A 22,184-nucleotide genomic window follows, 5' to 3' on the forward strand; every position below is an offset into this window, starting at 1 on the left:
ACTCGCGGCACGAAAAGGGGAGTTGTGGCTCATCTGCTGGTGGTAGAGAGCTGGGTCGGGTCGATGAGCAGGCTGCTGCCACGCGCGATCCGGGAGGGCGGACACGAGTTCACCTTCCTCACCCGTGACCTGCATCACTACCTGCGCTCGGCACCCGAGGGGGTGGCGCATCCGCTGCTCGGCGCCCGCAACGTGATCACGGCCGACACCAACGACCTCGACGCCCTGCTGCCCGAAGTGGAGCGGCTGCACTCGGTCCTGGGCTTCGACGGGGTGATCACTTCCTGCGACTACTACCTGCCGACGGTGGCCCGCATCGCCGGACACCTCGGACTGCCCGGCCCCGGCCCCGAGGCGGTGGAGAACGCCTGCCGCAAGGACGCCACCCGCCGCGTCCTCGCCGACGCGGGCCTGCCCGGACCGCGCTTCGCGGTGCACGAGGAGTGGGCCGACCTCGCGCGGGCCGCGAAGGAGATCGGCTACCCGCTCGTCGCCAAGCCGGTCGACCTGTGCGCGGGCATGTATGTGCGGCGCGTCGACGACGAGGACCAACTGGCCGAGTTGTTCCGCGCGTTGGCCGAGTTCCCGGTCAACGCCCGCGGGCAGCGGCGCACCCCCGCCGTCCTCCTCGAAGAGCTCCTCGACGGCCCCGAGGTCAGCGTCGAGACCGTGTCGCACGGGGGTGCGGTGCACCTGGTCGGCGTCACCGACAAGAGCATCGGCGGAGCGCCCGCCTTCATCGAGACCGGCCACATGTTCCCCGCCGCGCTGCCGCTCGCCGACACGGACGCCGTCGAGCAGACCGCGCTCGGCGCCCTGAAGGCGCTGGGGCTGACGGACGGGGTCGTGGCGCACACCGAGATCAAGCTGACCTCCGCCGGGCCGCGCCTCGTCGAGGTCAACCCCCGGCCCGCCGGCAACCGCATCACCGAGCTGGTCCGCCATGTCACCGGCATCGACCTCGCCGCCGCCTTCGTGGACGTCGCCCTCGGCCGCGAGCCCGACCTCAGGCGCACCGACACCGGGCTGCGCAGCGCCGCCATCGGCTTCCTCGTCCCGGACCGCGCGGGCACGCTCCAAACGCTGGACGGTGGTCAACTTGCCGACGAACCAGGTGTGTTGGAGGTGCAGCTCGCCGAGTCCGGCAAGACCGTGAAGGCGGCGGGCAGCAACAACGAGTACCTCGGTCATGTCATGGCCGGTGACCCGGACGGCCTCGGCGCCCGCGACCGCGTCGAGGGTCTGCTGGCCGGGCTGCGCGCGGGGCTGGTGATCCGATGACCGGCATCGCCGCCTCGCCGACGGCGCCCTGCCGGACGTACGACGAACTCGTCGCCCGCGTCCGCGAAGGCGCCCTCGGCCCCGACCCGCACACTCAGCGCATCGCCGTCGCCTTCACCACCCGCCAGGCCGTACGGCACGACGGGCGCGGCACCGGCTACCGCAACGAGGTCCTCAGCCTCCGCCTCGCCGAGGCCGTCGGATCGTGCGCCGTGGAGCCGGGGGAGCTGCCCGACAGCGCGCTCGACGACTGCGTCGGCGCCGATGTCGCACGGCTGCTCGGCCATCCGCTGGCAGCCGTGCGGGTGGCCGCCCTCGACGCCTATCTGATGCACGTCACTCCGCACACGCCGGACCACGGGGCGCTGCCGGTCGCGCTGCCCGCCGGGTCGTCGCTGGGGAAGTCCACGGCGCGGGCGAAGGCGGTCGTGGAGCTGCTGGACCTGCCGGGCGGTTCGCGGGTGCTGGTGGTGGGGGTCGTCAACTCGCTTCTGGAGGCGCTGCGTTCGCGCGGGCTCGGCTATGTGCCGTGCGACCTCAAGGGCGGGGTGACCGAGTGGGGCGAACCCGTGGTCACCGACGCGCTCGCCGCCGCCGGGCGCTGTGACGCGCTGCTCGTGTCCGGGATGACCCTGGGCAACGGCACCTTCGAGCCGCTGCGCGAGCACGCCCTGCGGCACGGCAAGCAGCTGGTGATGTTCGCGCAGACCGGCAGCGCGGTACTGCCCCGCTTCCTCGGGCACGGCGTGAGCGCGGTGTGCGCGGAGCCGTACCCCTTCTTCTGGCTCGACGGCGGGCCCGGCATCGTCCACCGGTACCGCTGTCCCGGGGGTGCGCGATGACCCTCACGACCACCGCCGCCGTACGCCCGCCCGCCGCGCGCCCCGAGTTGCTCGCCCTGCTCGGCCGTACCCCCGTCGTCCGCGTCACCAGCGAACTGCCGCACTCCCACCCCGGTTTCTGGGCCAAGCTCGAAGGGCTCGCCGCGGGCGGCATGAAGGCGCGGGCCGCCGTGTCGATGCTGCTCGGTGCGCGCGAGCGCGGTGAACTGCGGCCCGGCGCCCCGGTGGTGGAGTCCACGTCCGGCACGCTCGGCATCGGGCTGGCCTTCGCCGGACAGGCCCTCGGTCATCCCGTCGTCCTGGTCGGCGACAGCGAACTGGAGCCGTCCATGCGGCAGTTGCTGCGCGCACACGGCGTCCGCCTGGAACTCGTCGACCGCCCGGCCCCACAGGGCGGCTGGCAGGCCGCCCGGCTCGGCAGGCTGCGCGAACTGCTCGCCGAACTGCCTGACGCCTACTGGCCCGACCAGTACAACAACCCCGACAACACGGTCGGCTACGCCTCCCTCGCCGCCGAACTCGGCGCTCAGCTCGACCACTTGGACATCCTGGTGTGCAGCGTCGGCACCGGCGGCCACAGCGCGGGCATCATCGCCCCGCTGCGCCGGCACTGGCCCGCGCTGCGGCTCATCGGCGTCGACGCCACCGGCTCCACCATCTTCGGCCAGCCCGCCCGGCCCCGCCTGATGCGCGGCCTCGGCAGCAGCATCCACCCCCGCAACGTCGCCTACGACGCCTTCGACGAGGTCCACTGGATCGGCCCCGCCGAGGCCGTGGACAGCTGCCGGCGGCTCGCCCGGGGCAGCTTCGTCAGCGGCGGCTGGAGCACGGGGGCCGTCGCGCGGGTCGCCGCCTGGGCGGCCTGTGTGCACCCGGGCGCGGTCGTCGCCACCGTCTTCCCCGACGGGCCGCACCGCTACCTCGGCACCGTCTACGACGACGACTTCCTCGCCGCCCACGGCCTCGACCCGGCCGGTGCCGCCACCCGGCCCGTGGAGATACCGCACCCGTACGCCGCCGAGGCGAGCGGATGGGCGCGGTGCACCCGGGTCGCGGACCCGCTCTCTCTCGGAAGGACACAGTGAAGGCCCACCTGCGCACCGTACGTCTCGAACTCGCCGAGCCGCTGCGCATCTCCCGATCCACCATGTCCGCACGCGAGGCCGTGTGGCTCCGCGTCGAGCACGACGGGCTGTCCGGGTACGGCGAAGCCGTCAGCAGCGTGTACTACGGGCTCGACGCCGAGACACTGGTACGGCTGCTGGCGGGCGTGAATCTGAGGCGATTCGCCGATCCGGAGCGTGCCCTGGAGGCCCTGCGGGCAGGCGCGTTGGCATCGCAGGAAGCCGAAACGCCTCCCGCCGTCACCGCCGCCGTCGAGTCCGCCCTCCTCGACCTCGTCGGCAAGCGCGCGGGCGTCCCCGTCCACCGTCTCCTGGGAGCGTCGGAGCCCCCGGTGGCCGCCACCGCGCGCACCATCGGCATCACCTCGCCGACCCGTGCGGCCGCCGAGGCCCGGCGCCTGGCCGCGAGCGGCTTCGAGATCGTCAAGGTCAAGGCGGGCACACCCGACCCCGAGGACGACGTCGAACGCGTACGGGTCATCCGCGACGCCGCTCCCCGCATCCGGCTGCTGCTCGACCCCAACGGCGCCTGGAGCACGGCACAGGCCTCGGCCCTGCTGCCGCGCTTCGCCGACCTCGGCGTCGAGGCCGTCGAGCAGCCCCTCGCCCCCGGGGACCCGGACGCGCTGGGCGCCCTCGCCGAGCGGTCGCCGCTGCCCGTCATCGCCGACGAGGACGCCGTGTCCCTGGACGACGCGCGGCGCCTGGCCGGGCGCGTGCACGGTGTCAACGTCAAGCTCGCCAAGTGCGGCGGCGTCCACGCCGCCCTGCGCATCGCCGAGTCGATCGAGGGCAGCGGGACCGAGCTGATGCTGGGCTGCCTCACCGCCAGCACCCTCGGTCTCGCGCCCGCCGTCCAGCTGGCCGACCGCGCCCGCTGGACCGACCTCGACGGACATCTGCTGCTCGCCGACGATCCGTGGCGCGGGATCGGCGGCGCCGACGGATTCGTACGCGCGAGTGACCGGCCGGGGCTGGGCGTCGAGGAGGTGACGGCACATGAGGACGTGGCGTGAGATGCGCGGCTTCCCCGTCGCCGTCCAGCTCCTGCTGGTCAACCAGCTCGGCGTCAACACCGGCTTCTACCTGCTCATCCCGTACCTCGCCACCCACCTCGGCGAGAACCTGGGCATGTCGGCGGCGGTCGTCGGGATCGTCCTCGGCGTGCGCAACCTCAGCCAGCAGGGGCTGTTCATCATCGGCGGCTCGGCGTCGGACCGGCTCGGGGCGCGGGGCGTCATCATCGCCGGGTGTGCGCTGCGGACCGTCGGGTTCGGGCTGTTCGCGCTGGGCGACGGGCTGGCGGTGCTGCTCGCCGCGTCCGTGCTGAGCGGGCTCGCGGGGGCGCTGTTCAACCCGGCCGTGCGGGCGTATCTCGCCCAGGAGTCGGGGGAGCGCAAGGCGGAGGCGTTCGCGCTCTTCAACGTCTTCGCGACGACCGGCGCACTCATCGGGCCGCTGCTCGGCAGCGCGCTGCTCCTCGTCGACTTCCGTACCTCCGCGCTGACCGCCGCCGGCATCTTCGCGGTGCTCACCGTGGCGCAGGCCCTCGTCCTGCCCGCGCGCAAGGTCGAACCCAGCGGGAGCGGTGTCCTCGGGGACTGGCGCGAGGTGCTCGGCAACCGGGCCTTCCTGGCCTTCGCGCTCGCCATGGTCGGCATGTTCACCCTGGAGAACCAGCTCTATCTGCTGCTGCCCGACGGCGCCCGTGCGGCCACCGGCTGGGACGGGGCGGCGGGCATCGTCTTCCTCGTCGGTACGGTCGCCAACCTGGCGCTGCAGCTGAGAATCACCCGGCGCCTCAAGTCCCGCGGCCACAGGGCCGGTTGGATCGCGGCCGGGCTCGCGCTGATGGGCCTGGCCTTCCTGCCGCCGGCCCTGGTGGCGGGCGCGGGAACGGCCGGGTGGCTCGACGCCGTACCCGTGCTGCTCGGCGCGCTGCTGCTCTACCTGGGCATCATGATCGCCTCGCCGTTCGTGATGGAGCTGATCCCCCGCTTCGGCCGCCCCGAACTGACCGGCACGTACTTCGGGATCTTCTACGTCGTCTCGGGCGTCGCCGCCGCCGTCGGCAACACCGTCGTGGGCTGGGCCATGGACGCCGGGGAGAGCGACGGCCGCGCGTGGCTGCCGTGGGTGTGCTGCGCCGTGTTCGGCTCGGCCTCGGCGGCCGGGGTGGCGTGGCTGCACCGGCGCGGGGCGCTGCCCGCGGATCCGGCACCGGCGGCTCCCGTGCGGGCCGGCGAGAGGAGTTCGGCGTGAGCGCGATGCGGGGCGGAGAGGTGTATCCGCACACGGCCGGCGGCGAAGGGGCCGGCGGTGGTTCCGGTGCCGGCACCGGCGAGCCGGTCGGCTGTGGGCCGGACTTGGCGGTCGTGAGGCCGGGTGAGTGGGCGGGTGCCGGCCGGTACGGGAGTGGCGCGCGGGGCGAGCGGGAGTCCGGTCGGGCCGTTTCGGCGGTGGGCGGGGACGGTGGCCTCGATGTCGGTGGTCCGGGTGGGGGGACCGGCGTCGGTGACGTCGGCCCTGGCGGGAGCGGCAGCTCCGTGGGCGGTGCCCGGCACGCCGGTCGCAACCTCCTCACCGACAACCCCGCCCTGTACGAGGCCCGCTTCCCCGACCCCGACCGGCTCGCCGGACGCTGGGCCGAGGACTGCCTGCGGCGCCACGGCGCCGGGCCGCGCGTCCTGGACATGGGCTGCGGTACCGGCCGCGACGCGGCGCACCTGCACTCCGCCGGCCGTACGGTGACCGGCGCCGACCTCTCCGAGGCGATGCTGGCCCACGCCCGCGCCCACCACCCGGGCCCGGCGTACGTCAGGGCCGACCTGCACGGCTTCGACGCGCGGGACCTGGGCCGGGACGCCTTCGACGCGGTCGTCTGCCTGGACAGCTCCCTGCTGTACTGCCACACCAACGACCAGCTCGACGGTTTCCTCGCCTCCTGCCGCCGGGCCCTCGCGCCGGGTGGGCTGCTGGTCGCGGAGATGCGCAACGGGGCGTACTTCCTCGGCCGTACGGACCTCCTGGACGCCCCGTCCGTCAACGCCTTCACCTGGCAGGGCACCGCCTACCGGTCGACCACGACGCTGACCGTCGACCGTACGGCGCAGCTTCTGCGCCGAACCCGCGTATGGACGGCCGACGACGGAACGCCGCCCGTCGAACAGCGCTCCGCCTGGCGGCTGCTGTTCCCGCAGGAGCTGCGGCACTTCCTCGCCACGCACGGCTTCGAGGTGCTCGAACTGAACGACGGGCCCGGCCCGCGCACCGAACCCCCTTGGCGGGACGGCGAGTTGCCCGGTACCGCCACCGACGCCGACCGGCTGCACGTCGTCGCGCGCCGCCGCCACACCCTCTGACCCGAAGGATCACTCACCCATGCATGACGAACGTTTCCCCGGCCTGCGCCGTCGCGGCTTCCTCGCCGCCACCACCGGCGCCGCCGCCCTCGCCCTCGTAGGCTGCGGCGGCGGAACGGACGACAAGGCGGCCGGTGGCTCCGGCACCCCGAAGCGTGGCGGACGCCTGCGTGCCGCGTTCGCCGGAGGCGGGGCCAGCGAGACCCTCGACCCGCACCTGGCCAACCTCTTCGCGGACGTCGCCCGCGCCAAGGCCCTCTTCGACAAGCTCGCCGACTACGGCGCCGACCTCTCCGCCGAGCCCCGCCTCGCCGAGAAGTGGGAGGCCGACAAGGGCCTTGACCGCTGGCAGGTGACGCTGCGTCAGGCGACCTTCCACGACGGAAAGCCCGTCACCGCCAAGGACGTCCTCTACAGCTACCGCCGGATCGCCGACCCCAAGCAGGCCTTCCGCGCCAAGGCGTCCCTGGAGCCCATCGACCTCGACGCCAGCCGCGCCACCGGCGAGCGCTCCATCGAGTTCGTCCTCAAGCGGCCCACCGCCGAATTCCCCAACATCCTCGCCGCGTTCGGCGCGTACATCGTCCCCGAGAACGCCACCGAGTTCGACAAGAAGCCCATCGGCTCGGGCCCCTTCCGGTTCGTTTCCTTCACACCCGGCCGTTCCGCCGTCTTCCGCCGCTACGACGACCACTGGGACGGCGCCCCGCTCCTCGACGAGATCGAGTTCGTCGTCGCCAACGAGGAGTCCGCCCGCGTCAACGCCCTGCTCGGCGGCCAGGTCGAGTACGCGCACGAGCTCAACCCGACCACCGCCCGCGCGCACGAGGGCAAGGGCCAGATCGAGATCGTGCGGCTGCGCAACAGCGCCATGCAGGCCTTCTGCATGAAGACCGACCGTGCGCCCTTCGACGACAAGCGGGTCCGCGAGGCCTTCTTCCTGATCGCCGACCGGCAGGAACTCGTCGACGGCGCGCTGTCCGGCGCGGGCGAGGTCGGCAACGACCTGTTCGGCAAGGGGTACGAGTACTACGCCGCCGACCTGCCGCAGCGCGAGCAGGACCTCGACAGGGCCCGCGCCCTGCTCAAGCAGGCCGGTGCCGAGAAGCTCAAGGTCACCCTGGACACCTCGGCCGTCGCCGCCGGGTTCACCGAGGCCGCCGGCATCTTCCGCGACCAGGCCGCCAAGGCGGGCGTCACGATCGACGTGAAGATGGGCAGCAAGGACTCCTACTGGAGCGACATCCTCGACGGCGGCACCCTGTCCTGCTACCGCTCCGGCGCCATGCCCATCGAGGCCCACATCTCCCAGCGCCTGCTCACCGACTCCACCACCAACGCCACCAAGTGGCAGCACAAGGACTTCGACGCCCTCTACCAGCAGGCCCAGGCCACCCGCGACAAGACCGAACGGGCCGCCGTCTACGAGCGGATGCAGCGCCGGCTGTACTCCGAGGGCGGCTTCCTGATCTGGGGCTTCGCCGACTGGATCATCGGAACGGCCAAGACGGTGAAGGGGGTTGAGACCAAGGCGCCGGCCAACACCCTCGACTGGGCCCGCTTCGACAAGGTGTGGCTCGCGTGAGCGGACTGCGCTCCTTCGTCGCCCGGCGGCTGCTCCTCGGCGCCCTGCAGACCGTGGCCGTCGTGCTGCTGGTCTTCGCGCTCACCGAGGCGCTGCCGGGCGACGCCGCGGTGGCCCTCGCGGGCGACCAGCCGGACCCGGCGCGCATCGCGGCGATCCGCGAGGCCATGGACCTGGACCGGCCGGCGTACGAGCGGCTGGCCGGCTGGGCGACGGGCCTGCTGCACGGCGACCTCGGCACCTCCCTGACCTCCGGCCGCCCGGTCGCCCACTACATCGCCGACGGTTTCGGCCCGACGCTGCTGCTCGCCACGCTCACCCTCGCCCTCCTGGTCCCGATCGGCTTCGGCCTCGGTGTGCTCGCCGCCCGTCACGAGGGGCGGCTCGTCGACCGGCTGGTCAGCTCGGTGACGCTGGCCGTGTACGCGGTCCCGGAGTTCGCCCTCGGGGTGCTGCTGGTGACGGTCCTCGCCATCAAACTGGCGTGGCTGCCGCCGACGGCTCTCGGCTACGGCACCGACCTGCTCGCCCATCCGGCGGCACTGGTCCTGCCGGTGCTGGTCCTGCTCTCCCGCCCGGTGTGCTCCCTGTCCCGCCTGGTGCGGGCCGGCATGGTCGACGCCCTCGCCTCCCCCTACGCGGCTCACGCCCGCCGCTACGGCGTCCCCGGCGCCCGTGTCCGCTACACGCACGCCCTGCCGAACGCCCTCGCTCCGGCCGTGCAGCAACTCGCCCGTACCGTCGACTGGTTGCTGTGCGGCGTGATCGTCGTGGAGGCCCTCTTCGTGATCCCGGGCCTGGGCACGGTCCTCCTCAACGCGGTCGCCGAACGGGACGTACCGGTGGTGCAGGGGCTGGCCGTGGTGTTCGGCGTGCTGACGGTCGTCCTGAACCTCGGCGCCGACCTGGTGGCCCACCGGCTCACCCCTCGCGCGGGGGTGGCCGCATGACCACGCGTCGCCGTTTCGCGCTCGGCCTCGGCGTCATCGTCGTCCCCCTCGTCCTCGCCCTCCTCGGACCGCTGCTCACCGGAGAACCCGGCCCCCGGGCCACCTCCTTCACCCTCGGCGGCGGCCACTGGCTGGGCACCGACTTCGTGGGCCGCGACGTCTGGCAGCAGGTCCTGCTGGGCGGCCGTACGGTCGTCGTCACCGCCCTGGCCGCGACCGCGCTCGCCTATCTCGTCGCCGTCCCGGTCGCGCTCATGAGCGCGCTCACCCGCGTGCGGTGGCTGGAGGAACTGCTGATGCGGCCCCTGGACGTGCTGCTCGCCGTGCCGTCGCTGCTGCTGATCCTGCTGGTGGCCTCCGTGCTCGCGCCGGGAGCGGTCGGGCTCGCGCTGCTCGTGGCGCTGGTGAACGTGCCCGACGCGGCCCGGATCGTACGGGCGGCCGCGGGCGAGGCCGCCGCACGCCCCGCGGTCGAGGCGCTGCGCATGCAGGGGGAGAGCCGGTGGCGGATCGCCGTCGGCTACGTCGGCCGGTCGGCGCTGCGCACCCTCGCCGCCGACGCCGGCATCCGGCTGACCGGCGTGCTGTACCTGGTGTCGACGGCCGCGTTCCTGGGGGTCGGCGTCGCGCCGGACGCCGCCGACTGGGCGGTCATGGTCGACCGCAACCGCACCGGCCTGTTCGTGCAGCCGTGGGCCGTGGTGGTGCCCGCGCTGCTGATCGTGGCGCTGACGACGGGCACCAACCTGCTCTTCGACGCCGCGCTGGAGAAGAACCAGACCGACAAGAGGGGGCGGCGCCCGTGAGCGACGTGACGGACTCCGTGGCCGAGATCCGTGACCTGCGGGTGGAGATCGACGGCCGCGCGATCGTCGACGGGGTGCGCCTGCGGGTACTGCCCGGGAAGGTGACCGCGCTCGTCGGCGCCTCCGGCAGCGGCAAGACCACCACGGGTCTGGCCCTGCTGGGCGAGTACCCGCCCGGCGCCCGCGTCACGGGCGAGGTACGGCGCACCGCCCACGGCACGGTGGGCTCCGACGGCCCGGTGGGCTACGTCCCCCAGCACCCCGCCGCCGTCCTCAACCCGGCCCGCCGCGTCAGCGCCCTCCTCGACGACATCGCCCGCCCCCAGGTCCGCCACCTGCCCCGCGCGCAGCGCCGTACGACGGCCCGCGCACTGGTCCTGCGCGCCCTGTCCGACGCCCAACTCCCGGACGCCGAGGCCCTGTTGCGTCGCTACCCGCACCAGCTCTCCGGCGGCCAGCAGCAACGCGTCGTCCTCGCCCAGGCCCTGCTGCTCGGCGCCCGCGTCATCGTCGCCGACGAACCCACCACCGGCCAGGACGCGTTGACCAAGAGCCGGGTCGTCGAGCAGCTCAAGGCGGTGGCGGCCCGCGGGATCGCGATCGTGCTGCTCAGCCACGACCTGGACGTCGTCCGCGCCCTCGCCGACGAGGTCCTCGTCATGCGTGCCGGCCGGGTCGTGGAGTCGGGCCCGGTGGAGCGGCTGTGGACGGCGCCGCGCCACGAGTGGACCCGGCGCCTGCTCGACGAACAGCGCGCGGTGCCACAGGGCGGGGCGGACGTCGGGTCCGGTCGACCAGTCCTGGAAGTACGGGACTTGACCGCCGTGCACGACCGTCGCACCGCCGTCCTGCACGCCCCGAGGCTGGCACTCCACGCCGGCGAATGCCTGGCCGTGGTGGGCCGCTCGGGCAGCGGCAAGACCACGCTCGCCCGCTGCCTCGCGGGCCTGCACCGCGACCACGACGGAGAGATCCTGCTCGACGGCGCCCCGCTCCCGCGCAGCCTGCGCCGCCGCGGCCGCGCCCAGCTCGCCGCCGTGCAGTACGTCTTCCAGGACGCCCGCGCCGCCTTCGACGAGCACCGGCCCGTCCTGCACCAGGTGGCCCGCACGGCGGTGCGGCTGCGCGGCGCCGAGGAACGGGCGGCCACGGACGAGGCGTCGGCGACCCTGCACCGCCTCGGTCTGCCGGAGGCGCTCGCCCACCGCCGCCCCGGCGAACTCTCCGGCGGCGAACTCCAGCGCGCCGCCCTCGCCCGCGCCCTGCTGGCCCACCCCAGGGTGCTGATCTGCGACGAGGTCACCTCCGGCCTGGACACGGTCACCCGGCGCGGCATCCTCGACGTCCTCGCGGGTCTGGTCGGCGAGGCCGAGGACCTGTCCCTGGTCCTCATCACCCACGACCTGGACACCGCACGCCTGGCTCACCGCATCGCCGTACTGGACACGGGTGAGCTGGTCGAACAGGGCCCGGCACAACGGGTCCTGACGGAGCCTCGGCATCCGTTCACGGTCTCCCTCATGGAGACGACGGAGCGCCTGGAGGCGGGGACCCGGACATGAGCCGGACATGAGCCGACCTCCGGGCGCGTGCGCGGAGGAGACGGGAAGGCCTCGGCGCGAGGGGCCCGGAGGTCGGCGGTACGGGGGGTGCGGCGCCGCCTACGACCTGGTCGGCAGGCGTCGGCGCGGACGGGCGGTGGCCCGGGCGAGCAGGAGGTGGAACTGGCGCACGGCCTCTCCCGGGTGGGTGGCCGGGGCGGCGAAGGGCAGGCGGGCGTCGTGGTGCGCGTCCGGTGTCTGCACGCGCAGCACCAGGCCGTGCCGGTCGAGCCGCAGCGGCCGTACCTCGATCGCGCCGAGCTGCAGCCGGGGCGGGAGCAGCCGGGTGAGCGGGGCCACGGTGTCGGCGTGGGCCGCGTCCAGCCGGGCCAGCATCTCCGCCTCGTGGGTGGCCAGGGGGTCGGGGGATGCCAGGGTCAGCTCGTCGAGGCCGATGGTGGTCGTCCCGTCGTCCTCCGTGAGCACGGCCCGGGCGGTGTTGAACACCACGGCCTTCGGGCCGAGCGCGGTCAGCCGGCCGCCCAGCGTCAGCCGGGCGCGCACCCGGTCGCGTACGGCGACGGGGGCGATGTCGGTGAACTCCACGAGGGAGGCCGGATCGCCGTGCGGCGCCATCGCGAGCTCGGCGACCAGGTGTGCGTCCGGCGGGTTCCGCAGGAGCAGCCGGGCGGCGGCGTCGACGGTGTGCAGGCCGATGAGCTCGACGCGGTGGCCGTGCGTGGTGACGGTCAGCGAGCCGGCCGCCGAGAGCACCGAGCGGGCACGCTCGGCGGGCGTCGGCTCAGGGCAGGTGGCAGCGGACATGGCAACCTTTCGGGTTAGGTAAGGCTTACCTTAGCTTGCCGTGTCCGTGTTCACCAACCCGTCAGCCGGCCCCCTGCCCCGGTCCACCGCCAACGGGATCGTCACCGTGAACACCGTCGCCCCCGGCTCGCTCGTCATGTCGATCCTGCCGCCGTGGGCGTGCACCAGTGACTGCGCGACCGCCAGCCCGAGCCCGCTCCCGCCCCGGTCCCGGCTGCGGGCCTTGTCGACGCGGTAGAAGCGGTCGAAGACCCGCTCCCGGTCGGCGGGCGGGATACCGGGGCCGGCGTCGGCGATCCGGACCTGTGCCGTGCCGTTCGCCACCGACACCGCCACGGACACCGGCGTGCCGGTCGGCGTGTGCATCGCCGCGTTGGTCAGCAGGTTGTCCAAGACCTGGCGGATGCGCTGGGGATCGAGGCGCAGCTTCACGGAGCCGGGGCCGGGGGCCACCGTCAGCGGGTGGCCGGCGTGGGTGACCCGGAACGCGTCCGCCGCCTGTTCGACCAGCTCCACCAGATCCGCCTCCTGCGGGCGCAGCGGCGTCTCCACCTCCGCGGCGTCCAGGCGGGCGAGCAGCAGCAGGTCGTCCAGCAGGAACCCCATCCGGGCGGCCTCCGCCCGCAGCCGCGCCAGATGCTTCTCCCGCTCCTCGGGGGCGTTGGCGGCGGCGTACTGGAAGAGGTCGGCGTAGCCCCGGACCGACATCAGCGGCGTCCGCAGCTCGTGCGAGGCGTCCGCGACGAAACGGCGCAGCCGCTGCTCGGCCTCCGCACGCACCGCGAGCGAGTCGTCGATGTGCTCCAGCATCGTGTTGAACGCGGTGCGCAGCTCCTCGACCTCCGGGCCGCCGCTGCGCCCGTCGTGCCGCATCGGCAGCCGCGCCGAGTCCGTCAGGTCGTGCGAGGTGATGTCGCGGGCCGTGTGCGCCATGTCGCTGAGCGGCTGCAGGCCGCGCCGCAGCATCCCCCGCCCGAACACCACCAGGGCGAGCAGCGCGAGCCCGAAGGTGACCACCTGGATCGTGATCAGCTGGCCCACGGTGTCCTCGATGTCGTCCATGGGCGCGGCACTGACCAGGACCACTCCGGGCTCGACCTCGCAGGCGCGCAGCCGGTACTCGCCCTTGCCCTTCAGATGCCGGGTCCGCAGGACCTCCGTCTGTGCGGCGGTCTGCGCCTGCGCCACGGAGGTGAAGTCGTCGACGTCCGCCGGCAGGTCGCCGGGATCCTCGGGCCTGCGCAGCACGGGCGTGCCGTCCGACACGTCGTACACGGCGTAGAACCAGCTGTAGTACTTCTTCCCCGAGAGCGTGCCGTAGTCGACGATGCTCTTGGACTGGGCGATCTGGCCCTGCGCCAGCTGGGTGTCGAGCTGGGCCGACAGATAGTCGCGCATGTACGTCGTCAGGGCCGTGCCCACGACGGCGAACACCACCAGCGACAGCCCGCCAAGACCCAGCGCGAGCCGCGTGCCCAGCCGGAGCCTGCCGTACGTCCGCCGCAGCCGCCCGATCACTCGGCCGCCTGCCGGATCACGTACCCGAAGCCGCGCACCGTGTGGATCAGCGGTGTGCCGGTGTCGTCGAGCTTGCGGCGCAGCCGGCTCACGACCAGCTCGACGACGTTCGAGCGGCCGCCGAAGCCGTACTCCCACACATGGTCGAGGATCTGCGCCTTGGTCAGCACGGTCGGCGACTTGCGCATCAGATAGCGCAGCACCTCGTACTCGGTCGGCGTGAGCGTGAGCAGCTTGTCGCCGCGGCGCACCTCGCGGGTGTCCTCGTCCATCATCAGGTCCGCCACCCGGAGGACGGAACGCTGGAAGCCGGGGCCGGAGCTGCGTCGCAGGACGGTCCGCAGCCGGGCCATCAGCTCCTCCACCGCGAACGGTTTGACCAGGTAGTCGTCACCGCCGCGGGTCAGTCCGGCCACCCGGTCGGCGACCCCGTCGCGGGCGGTCAGGAACACCACGGGCACCATCGTCCCGGCCGCGCGCAGCCGGTCCAGGACGCCGAAGCCGTCCAGGTCTGGCAGCATCAGGTCCAGCACCACGATGTCCGGGTGGAACTCGGCGGACAGCCGCAGCGCCTCCTCGCCGGAGTTCGCGGTGACCGCCGCCCAGCCCTCGTAGCGGGCGACCGTCGCGACGAGATCGGCGATGGGCGGGTCGTCGTCCACGACCAGCAGGCGTACTTTCTCCACCCGCTCATACTGCGGCACCCGGCGCCGGTCCTCGGAGCCGGGTGGGGAGCCGCGACCACATCGATAAACACTTGAAAGAACAACGACAGCTTTTCGACAGCTCCCTGCGGACAAGCTCGGAAGCCACAGACGAGATCAAGGAGCTGTCGCCGTGACGACCGTCCAATCGCCCCCCGCGCCCCCCACGGCGATACGCCCCAGGGTGGTCGCCCGCACGGGTCTGTACGCCGTGCTCGCCGCGAACGTGGCCGTGGTGCTCTACTTCTTCTTCGCCGCCGGCTTCGCCTCCAACACGCTCATCGTGCTCGGCCGCCTCACCGGTCTGTTCGGCGCGCTGCTCATGGCGTTCCAGCTGCTGCTGGTGGCCCGGCTGCCCTGGCTGGACCGCAGGATCGGCATGGACCGGCTGACCTCCTGGCACCGCTGGACCGGCTTCAGCGTCCTGTGGGCCCTTCTCGCGCACGCCGTGTTCATCACCTTCGGCTACGCCGAGTCGTCCTCCCTGGACCCGGTGAACCAGCTGATCGACCTCGCCGAGACGGTCGAGGGCGTGCTGCGCGCCGTCGTCGCGCTCGGGATCATCATCGTGATCGGCGTGGTGTCCGCCCGGTTCGCGCGGCGCCGGCTGGCGTATGAGACGTGGCACTTCATCCACCTGTACACCTACGTCGCGGTGGTCCTGGCGTTCACGCACCAGGTCGCGGTCGGTACGTCCTTCACGTCGTCGTCCGCCGCCACGGCGTACTGGTACGCGGTCTGGGGCGTCGCCCTCGCGTCGGTGTTCGTCGGCCGTCTCGTCCTGCCGCTGTGGCGGAACTGGCGCCACCAGTTCCGGGTCTCGGCGGTCGTCCCCGAGTCCGACAACGTGGTCTCCGTCTACATCACCGGCCGTGACCTGGACAAGCTGCCCGCCCGGGCCGGCCAGTTCTTCCTGTGGCGCTTCCTGACCAAGGACCGCTGGTGGCAGGCCAACCCCTTCTCCCTGTCGGCCGCGCCCGACGGCAACCAGCTGCGGCTCACCGCCAAGGCGGCCGGTGACGGCTCGGCGGCCCTGCGGCACATGAAGGTCGGCACACGCGTCTTCGCCGAGGGCCCCTACGGCGCCTTCACCGCCCTGCACCGCACCCGGCCGGAGGCCGTGCTGATCGCCGGCGGCGTCGGCGTCACCCCGATCCGGGCGCTGCTGGAGGAGCTGCACGGCCACGCGGTCGTGATCTACCGCGTCGCCTCGGACCGGGACGCGGTCCTCTACGGCGAGCTGGTGGAACTGGCCCACGCCAAGGGCGCCGAGCTGCACCTGGTGACCGGCCCGGTCACGCCGGACAAGCTGGCCCCCGCCGAACTGCGGCGGCTGGTTCCGGACATCACGGACCGGGACGTGTTCCTCTGCGGACCGCCGCCCATGATGAACGCGGTCATCGGCAGCCTGCGCGAGCTGGGCGTGCCCAAGCAGCAGGTCCACTTCGAGCGTTTCAGCCTGGCCGGCTGAGAAGAACGAGGAAGAAACAGTGAAGCGCGCAATCCCCGTCCTGGTCCTCAGCATCGCCGGCCTGGTCCCGGTCTGGCTCTACGAGCCGTCCCTCGGCACGGTCGCCGAGAGCGCCACGCCCGCCTCGACGCCCTCGGCGTCCTCCTCCGCCGCGTCGGGTTCCGGCGGCACGGTCGTCAAGGGCTCGACCGTGCAGACCGACAAGGGCCCCGTGCAGGTCCAGGTGACCTTCGCCGGCACCAAGATCGCGTCCGTGAAGATGCTCCAGCAGCCGAACCACCCGCAGACCACGGCCGCGGTGCCGAAGCTGGTCGCTCAGACGCTGGAGGCGCAGAGCGCGGACATCGACACCGTGTCCGGCGCCACGATCACCAGCGACGGCTACAGGGAGTCCCTGCAGGCCGCGATCGACGCGAACGCGGAGTCGGCGTCCTCCTCGGCCTCTCCTTCGACTTCGGCGTCCGCCGAGTCGGCCGCCCGGACGGTCGACGGCTCGACGGTCACCACCGACAAGGGCCCCGTCCAGGTCCAGGTGACCTTCGAGGGCGACAAGATCGCGTCCGTGAAGATGCTCCAGCAGCCGAACCACCCGCAGACGACGGCCGCCGTGCCGAAGCTCATCGCTCAGACGCTGGAAGCCCAGAGCGCGGACATCGACACGGTGTCCGGTGCGACGATCACCAGCGACGGCTACAAGGAGTCCCTCCAGGCCGCGATCGACGCGAAGGGCTGATCATGCACCGAGTCGAACACGTCATGGGGTTCCCGGTCTCGCTTCGGGTCGACGACGAGCGCTTCGCCGAAAGCGGCGCGGAGACCGCGGACGCCGTGTTCGCGTGGCTGCGCGAGGTCGACGCCCGGTTCAGCCCGTTCAAGGCCGACAGCGAGGTCTGCCGGCTGGACCGCGGTGAGATCGCGCGCGGCGACGTCAGCGCGGACCTCGACGAGGTGCTGGGGCTGTGCGAGGAGTACCGCATCGCCACCGACGGCGCGTTCGACGTACGGCTGCCCGGGCGCGGGCTCGACCCGTGCGCGGTGGTGAAGGGCTGGTCCGTGCAGCGGGCCGCCGAGCTGCTGAAGGCGGCGGGAGCCCGGCGCTTCGTCCTCAACGCCGGGGGCGACGTGGTGGCCCGCGGCGGGCCCTGGCGGGTGGGGGTACGGCACCCCGAGCAGGCCGACAAGGTGTGCACGGTGGCCGAGCTCACCGACGGGGCGATCGCGACCTCCGCGCGCTACGAGCGAGGCGACCATATCGTCGACGGCCGCACCGGTCGTCCGGCGACCGGGCTGCTCTCCCTCTCCGTCGTGGCGTCCTCCCTGACCGTCGCGGACACCGTGGCGACCGCCGCGTTCGCGATGGGCGCGGAGGGTGTCGAGTGGGCCGCCTCGCGGGAGGGCTGCGAGGTGTTCGCGGTGGACGCGGAGCGGCGGGTCCTGCGTACGGAGGGCTTTCCGGTGGCCCGGGCGCAGGCGCGGGCGGCGTGACCACGGCCGATTCCACGGCTGACGAGACGGTCACGGCGACGGCATCATGTCCGGCGCGAGCTGGTGTTCCACGCCGGGCGCGCACCCCGGCTCCTGCGGGCCGGCAACGAGGAGGAGCGCCTGCGCCCGCTCCTCGTGACCCCTGTCGAAGGCAAGGACCTCGGCGGTGTCCTGGTCCGGCAGTGGTCGGACGGGGTGATGGCGCTGCTGTGCGCCCGGGCACCGGAGAGAACCCGGGCCGTCGCCCGCAGCAAGGCGACGGCGATCGGCGTGGATCCCGAGGTGCTGTGGGACGACGCCCTGGACCACGTGCGCGCGGAACCCGTAGAGCTGCGGACCGCCGCGGCGGGCGCCCCGGGGCCGGCGATCACACATGTCACCGGTGACGGCGGCTTCGGAACGGGGCATCTGCTGAGGCTCCGTGAACTGGTCGCGGGGCCGGCCCCGCACGGGGTGCTGGTGGGCATCCTCACCTCGCCCGGTCTCTTCGTGTTCCACACGGTCGTCCGGCGCCTGTGGGCCCAGGCCATGGTGGAGACCTTCCAAAAGCTCGGTCCCGACAGGTCTAGACTCTGCCCTCAACGGCCCGGAGCCCGTGGTCCGAAAGCGGGCGAAACCTGCCAGCCCCGAAGGGTATTCGGCGTTTTGATACGGATAGATTCAGTCACCAAGCGGTACCCGGACGGCACGGTGGCGGTCGACCGGCTGTCGCTGGAGATTCCCGACCGCTCGATCACCGTGCTCGTGGGGCCGTCGGGCTGTGGGAAGACGACCACGCTGCGGATGATCAACCGGATGGTCGAGCCCAGCGAGGGCACCATCCTCATCGACGGCGTGGACAGCCGGCAGCAGCCCGTCAACACCCTGCGCCGGTCCATGGGTTACGTCATCCAGAACGCCGGTCTCTTCCAGCACCGCACGATCCTCGACAACATCGCCACCGTGCCCCGCATGCTGGGCTGGGGCAAGGAGAAGTCCCGGGCACGGGCGCGGGAGCTGATGGAGCGGGTGGGGCTCGACGGGGCGCTCGCCAAGCGGTACCCGTACCAGCTCTCCGGCGGCCAGCAGCAGCGCGTCGGCGTGGCGCGGGCGCTCGCGGCGGACCCGCCGGTGCTGCTGATGGACGAGCCGTTCTCGGCCGTCGACCCCGTGGTCCGCAAGGGGCTCCAGGACGAACTCCTGCGCATCCAGGAGGAGTTGGGGAAGACCATCGTCTTCGTCACCCATGACATCGACGAGGCCGTCAAGCTCGGCACGATGGTCGCGGTGATGCGCACCGGCGGCCACCTCGCCCAGTACGCCCCGCCCGCCGAACTGCTCTCCCACCCCGCCGACGCGTTCGTGGAGGACTTCCTCGGCGCCGACCGCGGCATCCGCCGGCTGTCCTTCTTCTCCTCGGCCGGCCTGGAGTTGCTGACCGAGCCGATCGTCGCCGTGGACGCGACAGCGGAGCGGATCGCCGCCGCCGGCTCGGGCGAGGCCCCCTATCTCCTCGTCACCGACCCGGACGGCAAGCCGCTCGGCTGGGGCGAGCCGGGAGATCTCACCGCCGGGGAGATCGAGGCCGGGCGACTGCTGCCGTACGGGCGGCCGTTCGCGGCCGGTACGGACTCGTTGCGGGCCGCCCTCGACTGTGCCGTGCTCTCGCCGACCGGATGGGCCGTCGCGGTGGACGCCGAGGGCCGGGTCGCCGGGGTGGTCTCGCAGCAGGTGATCGGCGAGGCCATTCGAGGGGCGCACGCGGAGCGGAGCGCGGACGGCAAGGTCGAGCAGGTCGCGCCATGAGCGAACTCTTCGACATGCCCAGCGACCTCCAGAACACCTACTTCGGCCTTGTCGCACTGCACCTGCGCGAGGCGCTGCTCCCGGTGCTGGCCGGACTGCTGCTGGCGCTGCCGGTCGCCCAGCTGTGCGTGCGCGTGCGCTGGCTGTACCCGCCCGTGCTGTGGGTGACGACCGTGCTGTACGCGATCCCCTCGCTCGCCTTCTTCGTCGTCCTCATCGACTACACCGGGCTGAGCGAACTCACGGTGATGATCCCGCTGGCCGTCTACAGCCTCGTGGTGCTGGTCCCGGCGATCGTGGACGGGGTCAGGTCGGTGCCGCAGGAGACGCTGGCCGCCGCGACCGCCATGGGCTTCGGACCCGTACGACGCTATCTCCAGGTGCAGTTGCCGATCGCGGCGCCCGCGATCATCGCCGGGCTGCGGGTGGCGTGCGTGTCGAGCGTCTCCCTCGTCAGCGTCGGCATGCTCATCGGCAACGCGGGAGCCCTCGGCAACCTGCTCAACAGCGGCATGATCTACCACCAGCCCCGCCTGATCTGGCTCTCCGTGGTGGGCACGGCCGTCCTCGCCATCCTCGTGGACGCCGTACTGATCGGCCTGCGTGTGCTGCTGACGCCCTGGATGCCGCGCGGCGGCACCCGCGAGAACACTCGCCCGCTCGCCGTGAAGGAGGCCGCCCGGTGAACGTCCTGAACTTCATCAACGCCTTCTTCAGCGACAGCGCCCACTGGCATGGCTACGACGGCATCCCGACGCGGCTCGGCGAGCACCTCCAGTACACGCTGACGGCGCTCGGCATCGCCGCCGCGGTCGGACTGCCGATCGGCCTGCTCACGGGCCACACCGGGCGTGGCGGCAACACGCTCGCCCTCATCGCCACCGCCGCCCGGGCGCTGCCCAGCTTCGGGCTGATGGTGCTGATGTTCATCCTGCTGGGCCTGGGCATGGCCCCCGTGATGATCCCGCTGGTCGTGCTCGCCGTCCCGCCCATCCTCGTCACCACCTACGAGGCGATGCGCTCCGTCGACCCCGCACCGGTGGACGCCGCCCGCGGCATGGGCATGGCCGAGTCCGCGGTCCTGTTCCGGGTCGAACTGCCCGTGGCGCTCCCGCTGATCCTCAGCGGCCTGCGCTCGGCGGCCATCCAGATCGTCTCGACCGCCACCATCGCCGCGTACGTCAGCTTCGGCGGTCTCGGCCGCTACATCATCGACGGCCTCTACCAGCGCGACTACGAGAAGGTCGTGGGCGGCGCCACCCTGGTCGCCGCCATGGCGCTCACGACGCTGGCGCTGTTCTGGGCGGTGGCGCGGTTCACGGTCTCACCGGGGGTGCGCGGCCGCGGCTAGCCACACACCCACGGTGAGACCGCCGGTCCCAGGCCCTGTCGTCACATTCCCGCCTGCCGCGGGGACGGTCGTACGGCGACCGCGTCGACCTCGAACAGCATGCCCGGCAGGGCGAGCGAGGCGACGCCGCTCAGGGTCTGGGCGGGCAGGCGGTCGCCGAACCGGGCGTGCAGCGCCTTGCCGACGGCCTCCAGCTTGGCCGCGTCGTGGTCGACGATGAAGGTGCCCAGACGGACGACGTGCTCGTAGCCGAGGCCGACGCCTTCCAGCGCCGAGCGCAGCCGGTCGAGGGCCAGTTCCACCTGGGCCGGGAAGTCGCCCGGCACGGGTGCGCCGTTGCCGTCGGAGGCGTACTGGCCCGCGATGAAGACGAGTTCACCGGGCGCCGAGACGGCGTGGCTGTAGCTGAACGGGGTCGGGTCGTGCAGGGCGGGCGGGTTGGTGATCGTGCGCTCGTCGAGGCTCATGCCGCGTCCCAACGCGCTTGCCGGCGCGGGCATTCCGCGCCCGCCGCCCCCGCGGTCAGTCCTGCGTGCGCGCCAGCGCCAGTTCCAGTACGACGAGCAGGGCGTCCCGTACCGAGCCGCGCTCGCGGGCGTCGAAGACCAGGAGCGGGACGCCGTCGGTGACGTCGAGGGCCCAGCGGACCTCCTCCAGGGTGTGCTCGACCCTGCCGTCGAAGGCGTTGACGGCGACCGCGAAGGGGATGCCCTTGTGCTCGAAGTAGTCGACGGCGGCGTAGCAGTCGTCGAGACGGCGGGTGTCGACGATGACGAGCCCGCCGACCGCGCCCTCGACGATGTCGTCCCACATGAAGCCGAAGCGCTCCTGGCCGGGCGTGCCGAACAGATACAGCTTCAGCGTGGGGTCGATGGTGAGGCATCCGAAGTCCATGGCCACGGTGGTCGTGGTCTTGCGCGGGGTGTGCGTGAGGTCGTCCACGCCCGCCGCGACCTCCGTGATGGCGGCCTCGGTGGTCAGCGGTTCGATCTCGGATATCGAGCCGACCGTGGTGGTCTTGCCCACGCCGAAGCCGCCCGATATGACCATCTTCACCGGCAGCGGCGGTCGTACGGCGGCCGACCGCGCGGCTGGGACGGCGGCCGGTTCAGTCGGTGTCACTGGGCACCCCTCGTGAGTCGGGGACGGCGCGCAGGCCCTCGATGACCCTGCGCAGGACGGAAGCGTCGTGGACGAGGTCGGAGTCGGGCACGTGCACCGTCAACTGCCCCGCATCGCGCAGATCCTCGGCGAGGACGCGCACCACGTTCAGGTGCAGCCGCAGCCGGGCCGCGATCTCGGCGAGGGACTGCGGCAGCCGGCACACGGCGACGATGTCGTGCCGTTCGAAGGCGAGCAGGTCGAGCGCGTCGAGCCCCTCGGCGGTGGCCACCACCTGGGTCTCGACGGGCATCGACCGGCCGTCGTCGCCGGCCGCCACCCGGCCGGCGGTGACCAGGAAGGGCCGCACGGCGGAGGCGGGGCCGACCGCGTCCGGGCCGCTGGGGTCCGGCGGTGGGGTGCCGTCCGCCATGGGGTTGTCCGTCTCTCCCC

General features: G+C 72.8%; 23 protein-coding genes. 16 read left to right on the plus strand and 7 right to left on the minus strand.

Translation table 11 applies throughout. The features are described from left to right. Nucleotides 1-24 precede the first annotated feature (24 nt). The 10 genes from EJ357_RS35965 (at nt 25) to EJ357_RS36010 (ending at nt 11,512) form a co-directional block, all read left to right on the plus strand. Nucleotides 25-1,281: an ATP-grasp domain-containing protein gene (locus tag EJ357_RS35965; RefSeq protein ID WP_175647643.1), complete on the plus strand. Its 1,257-nt coding sequence runs from the start codon at nt 25-27 to the stop codon at nt 1,279-1,281. Further along, entirely contained in the window at nt 1,278-2,123 is an 846-nt protein-coding gene (locus tag EJ357_RS35970) for a Rossmann-like domain-containing protein (protein ID WP_126395845.1), read from the plus strand. Before EJ357_RS35965 ends, EJ357_RS35970 begins: the two co-directional genes overlap by 4 nt. Further along, nucleotides 2,120-3,208 carry a PLP-dependent cysteine synthase family protein gene (locus EJ357_RS35975; protein ID WP_126395846.1) on the plus strand — a complete coding sequence of 363 codons (1,089 nt, stop codon included), beginning with the start codon at nt 2,120-2,122 and terminating at the stop codon, nt 3,206-3,208. Before EJ357_RS35970 ends, EJ357_RS35975 begins: the two co-directional genes overlap by 4 nt. Further along, complete coding sequence (locus EJ357_RS35980; RefSeq protein ID WP_126395847.1) at nt 3,205-4,263, plus strand: mandelate racemase/muconate lactonizing enzyme family protein; 1,059 nt, start codon at nt 3,205-3,207, stop codon at nt 4,261-4,263. Before EJ357_RS35975 ends, EJ357_RS35980 begins: the two co-directional genes overlap by 4 nt. Then, a complete protein-coding gene (locus EJ357_RS35985) occupies nt 4,247-5,509 on the plus strand; it encodes an MFS transporter (protein WP_126395848.1) in 1,263 nt (420 codons plus the stop codon). Before EJ357_RS35980 ends, EJ357_RS35985 begins: the two co-directional genes overlap by 17 nt. A 284-nt stretch (nt 5,510-5,793) precedes the next feature. Beyond that, nucleotides 5,794-6,609: a class I SAM-dependent DNA methyltransferase gene (locus tag EJ357_RS35990; protein WP_126400478.1), complete on the plus strand. Its 816-nt coding sequence runs from the start codon at nt 5,794-5,796 to the stop codon at nt 6,607-6,609. Nucleotides 6,610-6,628: 19 nt separating this feature from the next. Beyond that, nucleotides 6,629-8,194 carry an ABC transporter substrate-binding protein gene (locus tag EJ357_RS35995; RefSeq protein ID WP_126395849.1) on the plus strand — a complete coding sequence of 522 codons (1,566 nt, stop codon included), beginning with the start codon at nt 6,629-6,631 and terminating at the stop codon, nt 8,192-8,194. Then, complete coding sequence (locus EJ357_RS36000; protein WP_126395850.1) at nt 8,191-9,144, plus strand: ABC transporter permease; 954 nt, start codon at nt 8,191-8,193, stop codon at nt 9,142-9,144. The genes EJ357_RS35995 and EJ357_RS36000 overlap by 4 nt, the downstream gene beginning before the upstream one ends. After that, nucleotides 9,141-9,950, plus strand: coding sequence for an ABC transporter permease (locus EJ357_RS36005; RefSeq protein ID WP_126395851.1), 810 nt, complete (start codon nt 9,141-9,143; stop codon nt 9,948-9,950). The genes EJ357_RS36000 and EJ357_RS36005 overlap by 4 nt, the downstream gene beginning before the upstream one ends. Next, complete coding sequence (locus EJ357_RS36010) at nt 9,947-11,512, plus strand: ABC transporter ATP-binding protein (protein ID WP_126395852.1); 1,566 nt, start codon at nt 9,947-9,949, stop codon at nt 11,510-11,512. Before EJ357_RS36005 ends, EJ357_RS36010 begins: the two co-directional genes overlap by 4 nt. 99 nt (nt 11,513-11,611) lie before the next feature. Here EJ357_RS36010 and EJ357_RS36015 read toward each other — a convergent pair whose 3' ends face one another. Genes EJ357_RS36015 through EJ357_RS36025 form a run of 3 tightly spaced genes read right to left on the minus strand, consistent with a single transcriptional unit; the run spans nt 11,612 to nt 14,520 of the window. After that, entirely contained in the window at nt 11,612-12,316 is a 705-nt protein-coding gene (locus EJ357_RS36015; protein ID WP_126395853.1) for a DUF2470 domain-containing protein, read from the minus strand. A 30-nt stretch (nt 12,317-12,346) separates the two neighbouring features. Then, a complete protein-coding gene (locus tag EJ357_RS36020) occupies nt 12,347-13,834 on the minus strand; it encodes a sensor histidine kinase (protein ID WP_126395854.1) in 1,488 nt (495 codons plus the stop codon). Then, a complete protein-coding gene (locus tag EJ357_RS36025; protein WP_126395855.1) occupies nt 13,831-14,520 on the minus strand; it encodes a response regulator transcription factor in 690 nt (229 codons plus the stop codon). The genes EJ357_RS36020 and EJ357_RS36025 overlap by 4 nt, the downstream gene beginning before the upstream one ends. Before the next feature lie 151 nt (nt 14,521-14,671). Here EJ357_RS36025 and EJ357_RS36030 point away from each other — a divergent pair, with 151 nt between their 5' ends. Genes EJ357_RS36030 through EJ357_RS36040 form a run of 3 tightly spaced genes read left to right on the plus strand, consistent with a single transcriptional unit; the run spans nt 14,672 to nt 17,494 of the window. Next, a complete protein-coding gene (locus tag EJ357_RS36030; RefSeq protein ID WP_175647644.1) occupies nt 14,672-16,009 on the plus strand; it encodes a ferredoxin reductase family protein in 1,338 nt (445 codons plus the stop codon). Nucleotides 16,010-16,028: 19 nt separating this feature from the next. Then, nucleotides 16,029-16,742 carry an FMN-binding protein gene (locus tag EJ357_RS36035; RefSeq protein ID WP_126395856.1) on the plus strand — a complete coding sequence of 238 codons (714 nt, stop codon included), beginning with the start codon at nt 16,029-16,031 and terminating at the stop codon, nt 16,740-16,742. Nucleotides 16,743-16,744: 2 nt separating this feature from the next. Next, nucleotides 16,745-17,494 carry an FAD:protein FMN transferase gene (locus EJ357_RS36040; protein WP_126395857.1) on the plus strand — a complete coding sequence of 250 codons (750 nt, stop codon included), beginning with the start codon at nt 16,745-16,747 and terminating at the stop codon, nt 17,492-17,494. Between the two features lie 30 nt (nt 17,495-17,524). On the opposite strand, the gene EJ357_RS36045 is transcribed toward EJ357_RS36040, so the two are convergent. Continuing rightward, entirely contained in the window at nt 17,525-17,902 is a 378-nt protein-coding gene (locus tag EJ357_RS36045) for a hypothetical protein (RefSeq protein ID WP_126395858.1), read from the minus strand. A gap of 237 nt (nt 17,903-18,139) precedes the next feature. Between EJ357_RS36045 and EJ357_RS36050 the strand changes: the two genes are divergently transcribed. Genes EJ357_RS36050 through EJ357_RS36060 form a run of 3 tightly spaced genes read left to right on the plus strand, consistent with a single transcriptional unit; the run spans nt 18,140 to nt 20,630 of the window. Continuing rightward, nucleotides 18,140-19,279, plus strand: coding sequence for an ABC transporter ATP-binding protein (locus EJ357_RS36050; RefSeq protein WP_175647645.1), 1,140 nt, complete (start codon nt 18,140-18,142; stop codon nt 19,277-19,279). Beyond that, nucleotides 19,276-19,965, plus strand: coding sequence for an ABC transporter permease (locus EJ357_RS36055; protein WP_126395859.1), 690 nt, complete (start codon nt 19,276-19,278; stop codon nt 19,963-19,965). The genes EJ357_RS36050 and EJ357_RS36055 overlap by 4 nt, the downstream gene beginning before the upstream one ends. Continuing rightward, nucleotides 19,962-20,630, plus strand: coding sequence for an ABC transporter permease (locus EJ357_RS36060; protein ID WP_126395860.1), 669 nt, complete (start codon nt 19,962-19,964; stop codon nt 20,628-20,630). The genes EJ357_RS36055 and EJ357_RS36060 overlap by 4 nt, the downstream gene beginning before the upstream one ends. Before the next feature lie 41 nt (nt 20,631-20,671). Here the strand turns inward: EJ357_RS36060 and EJ357_RS36065 are convergent, their stop codons facing one another. The 3 genes from EJ357_RS36065 to EJ357_RS36075 are packed head-to-tail and all read right to left on the minus strand — an operon-like array spanning nt 20,672 to nt 22,164. Continuing rightward, the gene (locus EJ357_RS36065; RefSeq protein ID WP_126395861.1) at nt 20,672-21,097 is read right to left on the minus strand and encodes a RidA family protein; all 426 of its coding nucleotides are present in this window, start codon (nt 21,095-21,097) and stop codon (nt 20,672-20,674) included. A 55-nt stretch (nt 21,098-21,152) separates the two neighbouring features. After that, nucleotides 21,153-21,752, minus strand: a complete 600-nt coding sequence (locus EJ357_RS36070; protein ID WP_126395862.1) for a GTP-binding protein — start codon at nt 21,750-21,752, stop codon at nt 21,153-21,155. Continuing rightward, complete coding sequence (locus EJ357_RS36075; RefSeq protein WP_126395863.1) at nt 21,739-22,164, minus strand: DUF742 domain-containing protein; 426 nt, start codon at nt 22,162-22,164, stop codon at nt 21,739-21,741. Before EJ357_RS36075 ends, EJ357_RS36070 begins: the two co-directional genes overlap by 14 nt. Between the last annotated feature and the right edge of the window lie 20 nt (nt 22,165-22,184).

The sequence above is a fragment of the Streptomyces cyaneochromogenes genome (assembly GCF_003963535.1).
Lineage (GTDB): Bacteria > Actinomycetota > Actinomycetes > Streptomycetales > Streptomycetaceae > Streptomyces > Streptomyces shaanxiensis.

Excerpts from the sequence above, each read along its gene's own strand:
- EJ357_RS36005 (WP_126395851.1), top strand. The coding sequence starts at position 9,141 with ATGACCACGCGTCGCCGTTTCGCGCTCGGCCTCGGCGTCATCGTCGTC.
- EJ357_RS36045 (WP_126395858.1), bottom strand. The coding sequence starts at position 17,902 with ATGCCCCGTTCCGAAGCCGCCGTCACCGGTGACATGTGTGATCGCCGG.
- EJ357_RS35995 (WP_126395849.1), top strand. The coding sequence starts at position 6,629 with ATGCATGACGAACGTTTCCCCGGCCTGCGCCGTCGCGGCTTCCTCGCC.
- EJ357_RS36075 (WP_126395863.1), bottom strand. The coding sequence starts at position 22,164 with ATGGCGGACGGCACCCCACCGCCGGACCCCAGCGGCCCGGACGCGGTC.
- EJ357_RS35970 (WP_126395845.1), top strand. The coding sequence starts at position 1,278 with ATGACCGGCATCGCCGCCTCGCCGACGGCGCCCTGCCGGACGTACGAC.
- EJ357_RS36055 (WP_126395859.1), top strand. The coding sequence starts at position 19,276 with ATGAGCGAACTCTTCGACATGCCCAGCGACCTCCAGAACACCTACTTC.
- EJ357_RS36040 (WP_126395857.1), top strand. The coding sequence starts at position 16,745 with ATGCACCGAGTCGAACACGTCATGGGGTTCCCGGTCTCGCTTCGGGTC.
- EJ357_RS36065 (WP_126395861.1), bottom strand. The coding sequence starts at position 21,097 with ATGAGCCTCGACGAGCGCACGATCACCAACCCGCCCGCCCTGCACGAC.
- EJ357_RS35975 (WP_126395846.1), top strand. The coding sequence starts at position 2,120 with ATGACCCTCACGACCACCGCCGCCGTACGCCCGCCCGCCGCGCGCCCC.
- EJ357_RS35985 (WP_126395848.1), top strand. The coding sequence starts at position 4,247 with ATGAGGACGTGGCGTGAGATGCGCGGCTTCCCCGTCGCCGTCCAGCTC.
- EJ357_RS36015 (WP_126395853.1), bottom strand. The coding sequence starts at position 12,316 with ATGTCCGCTGCCACCTGCCCTGAGCCGACGCCCGCCGAGCGTGCCCGC.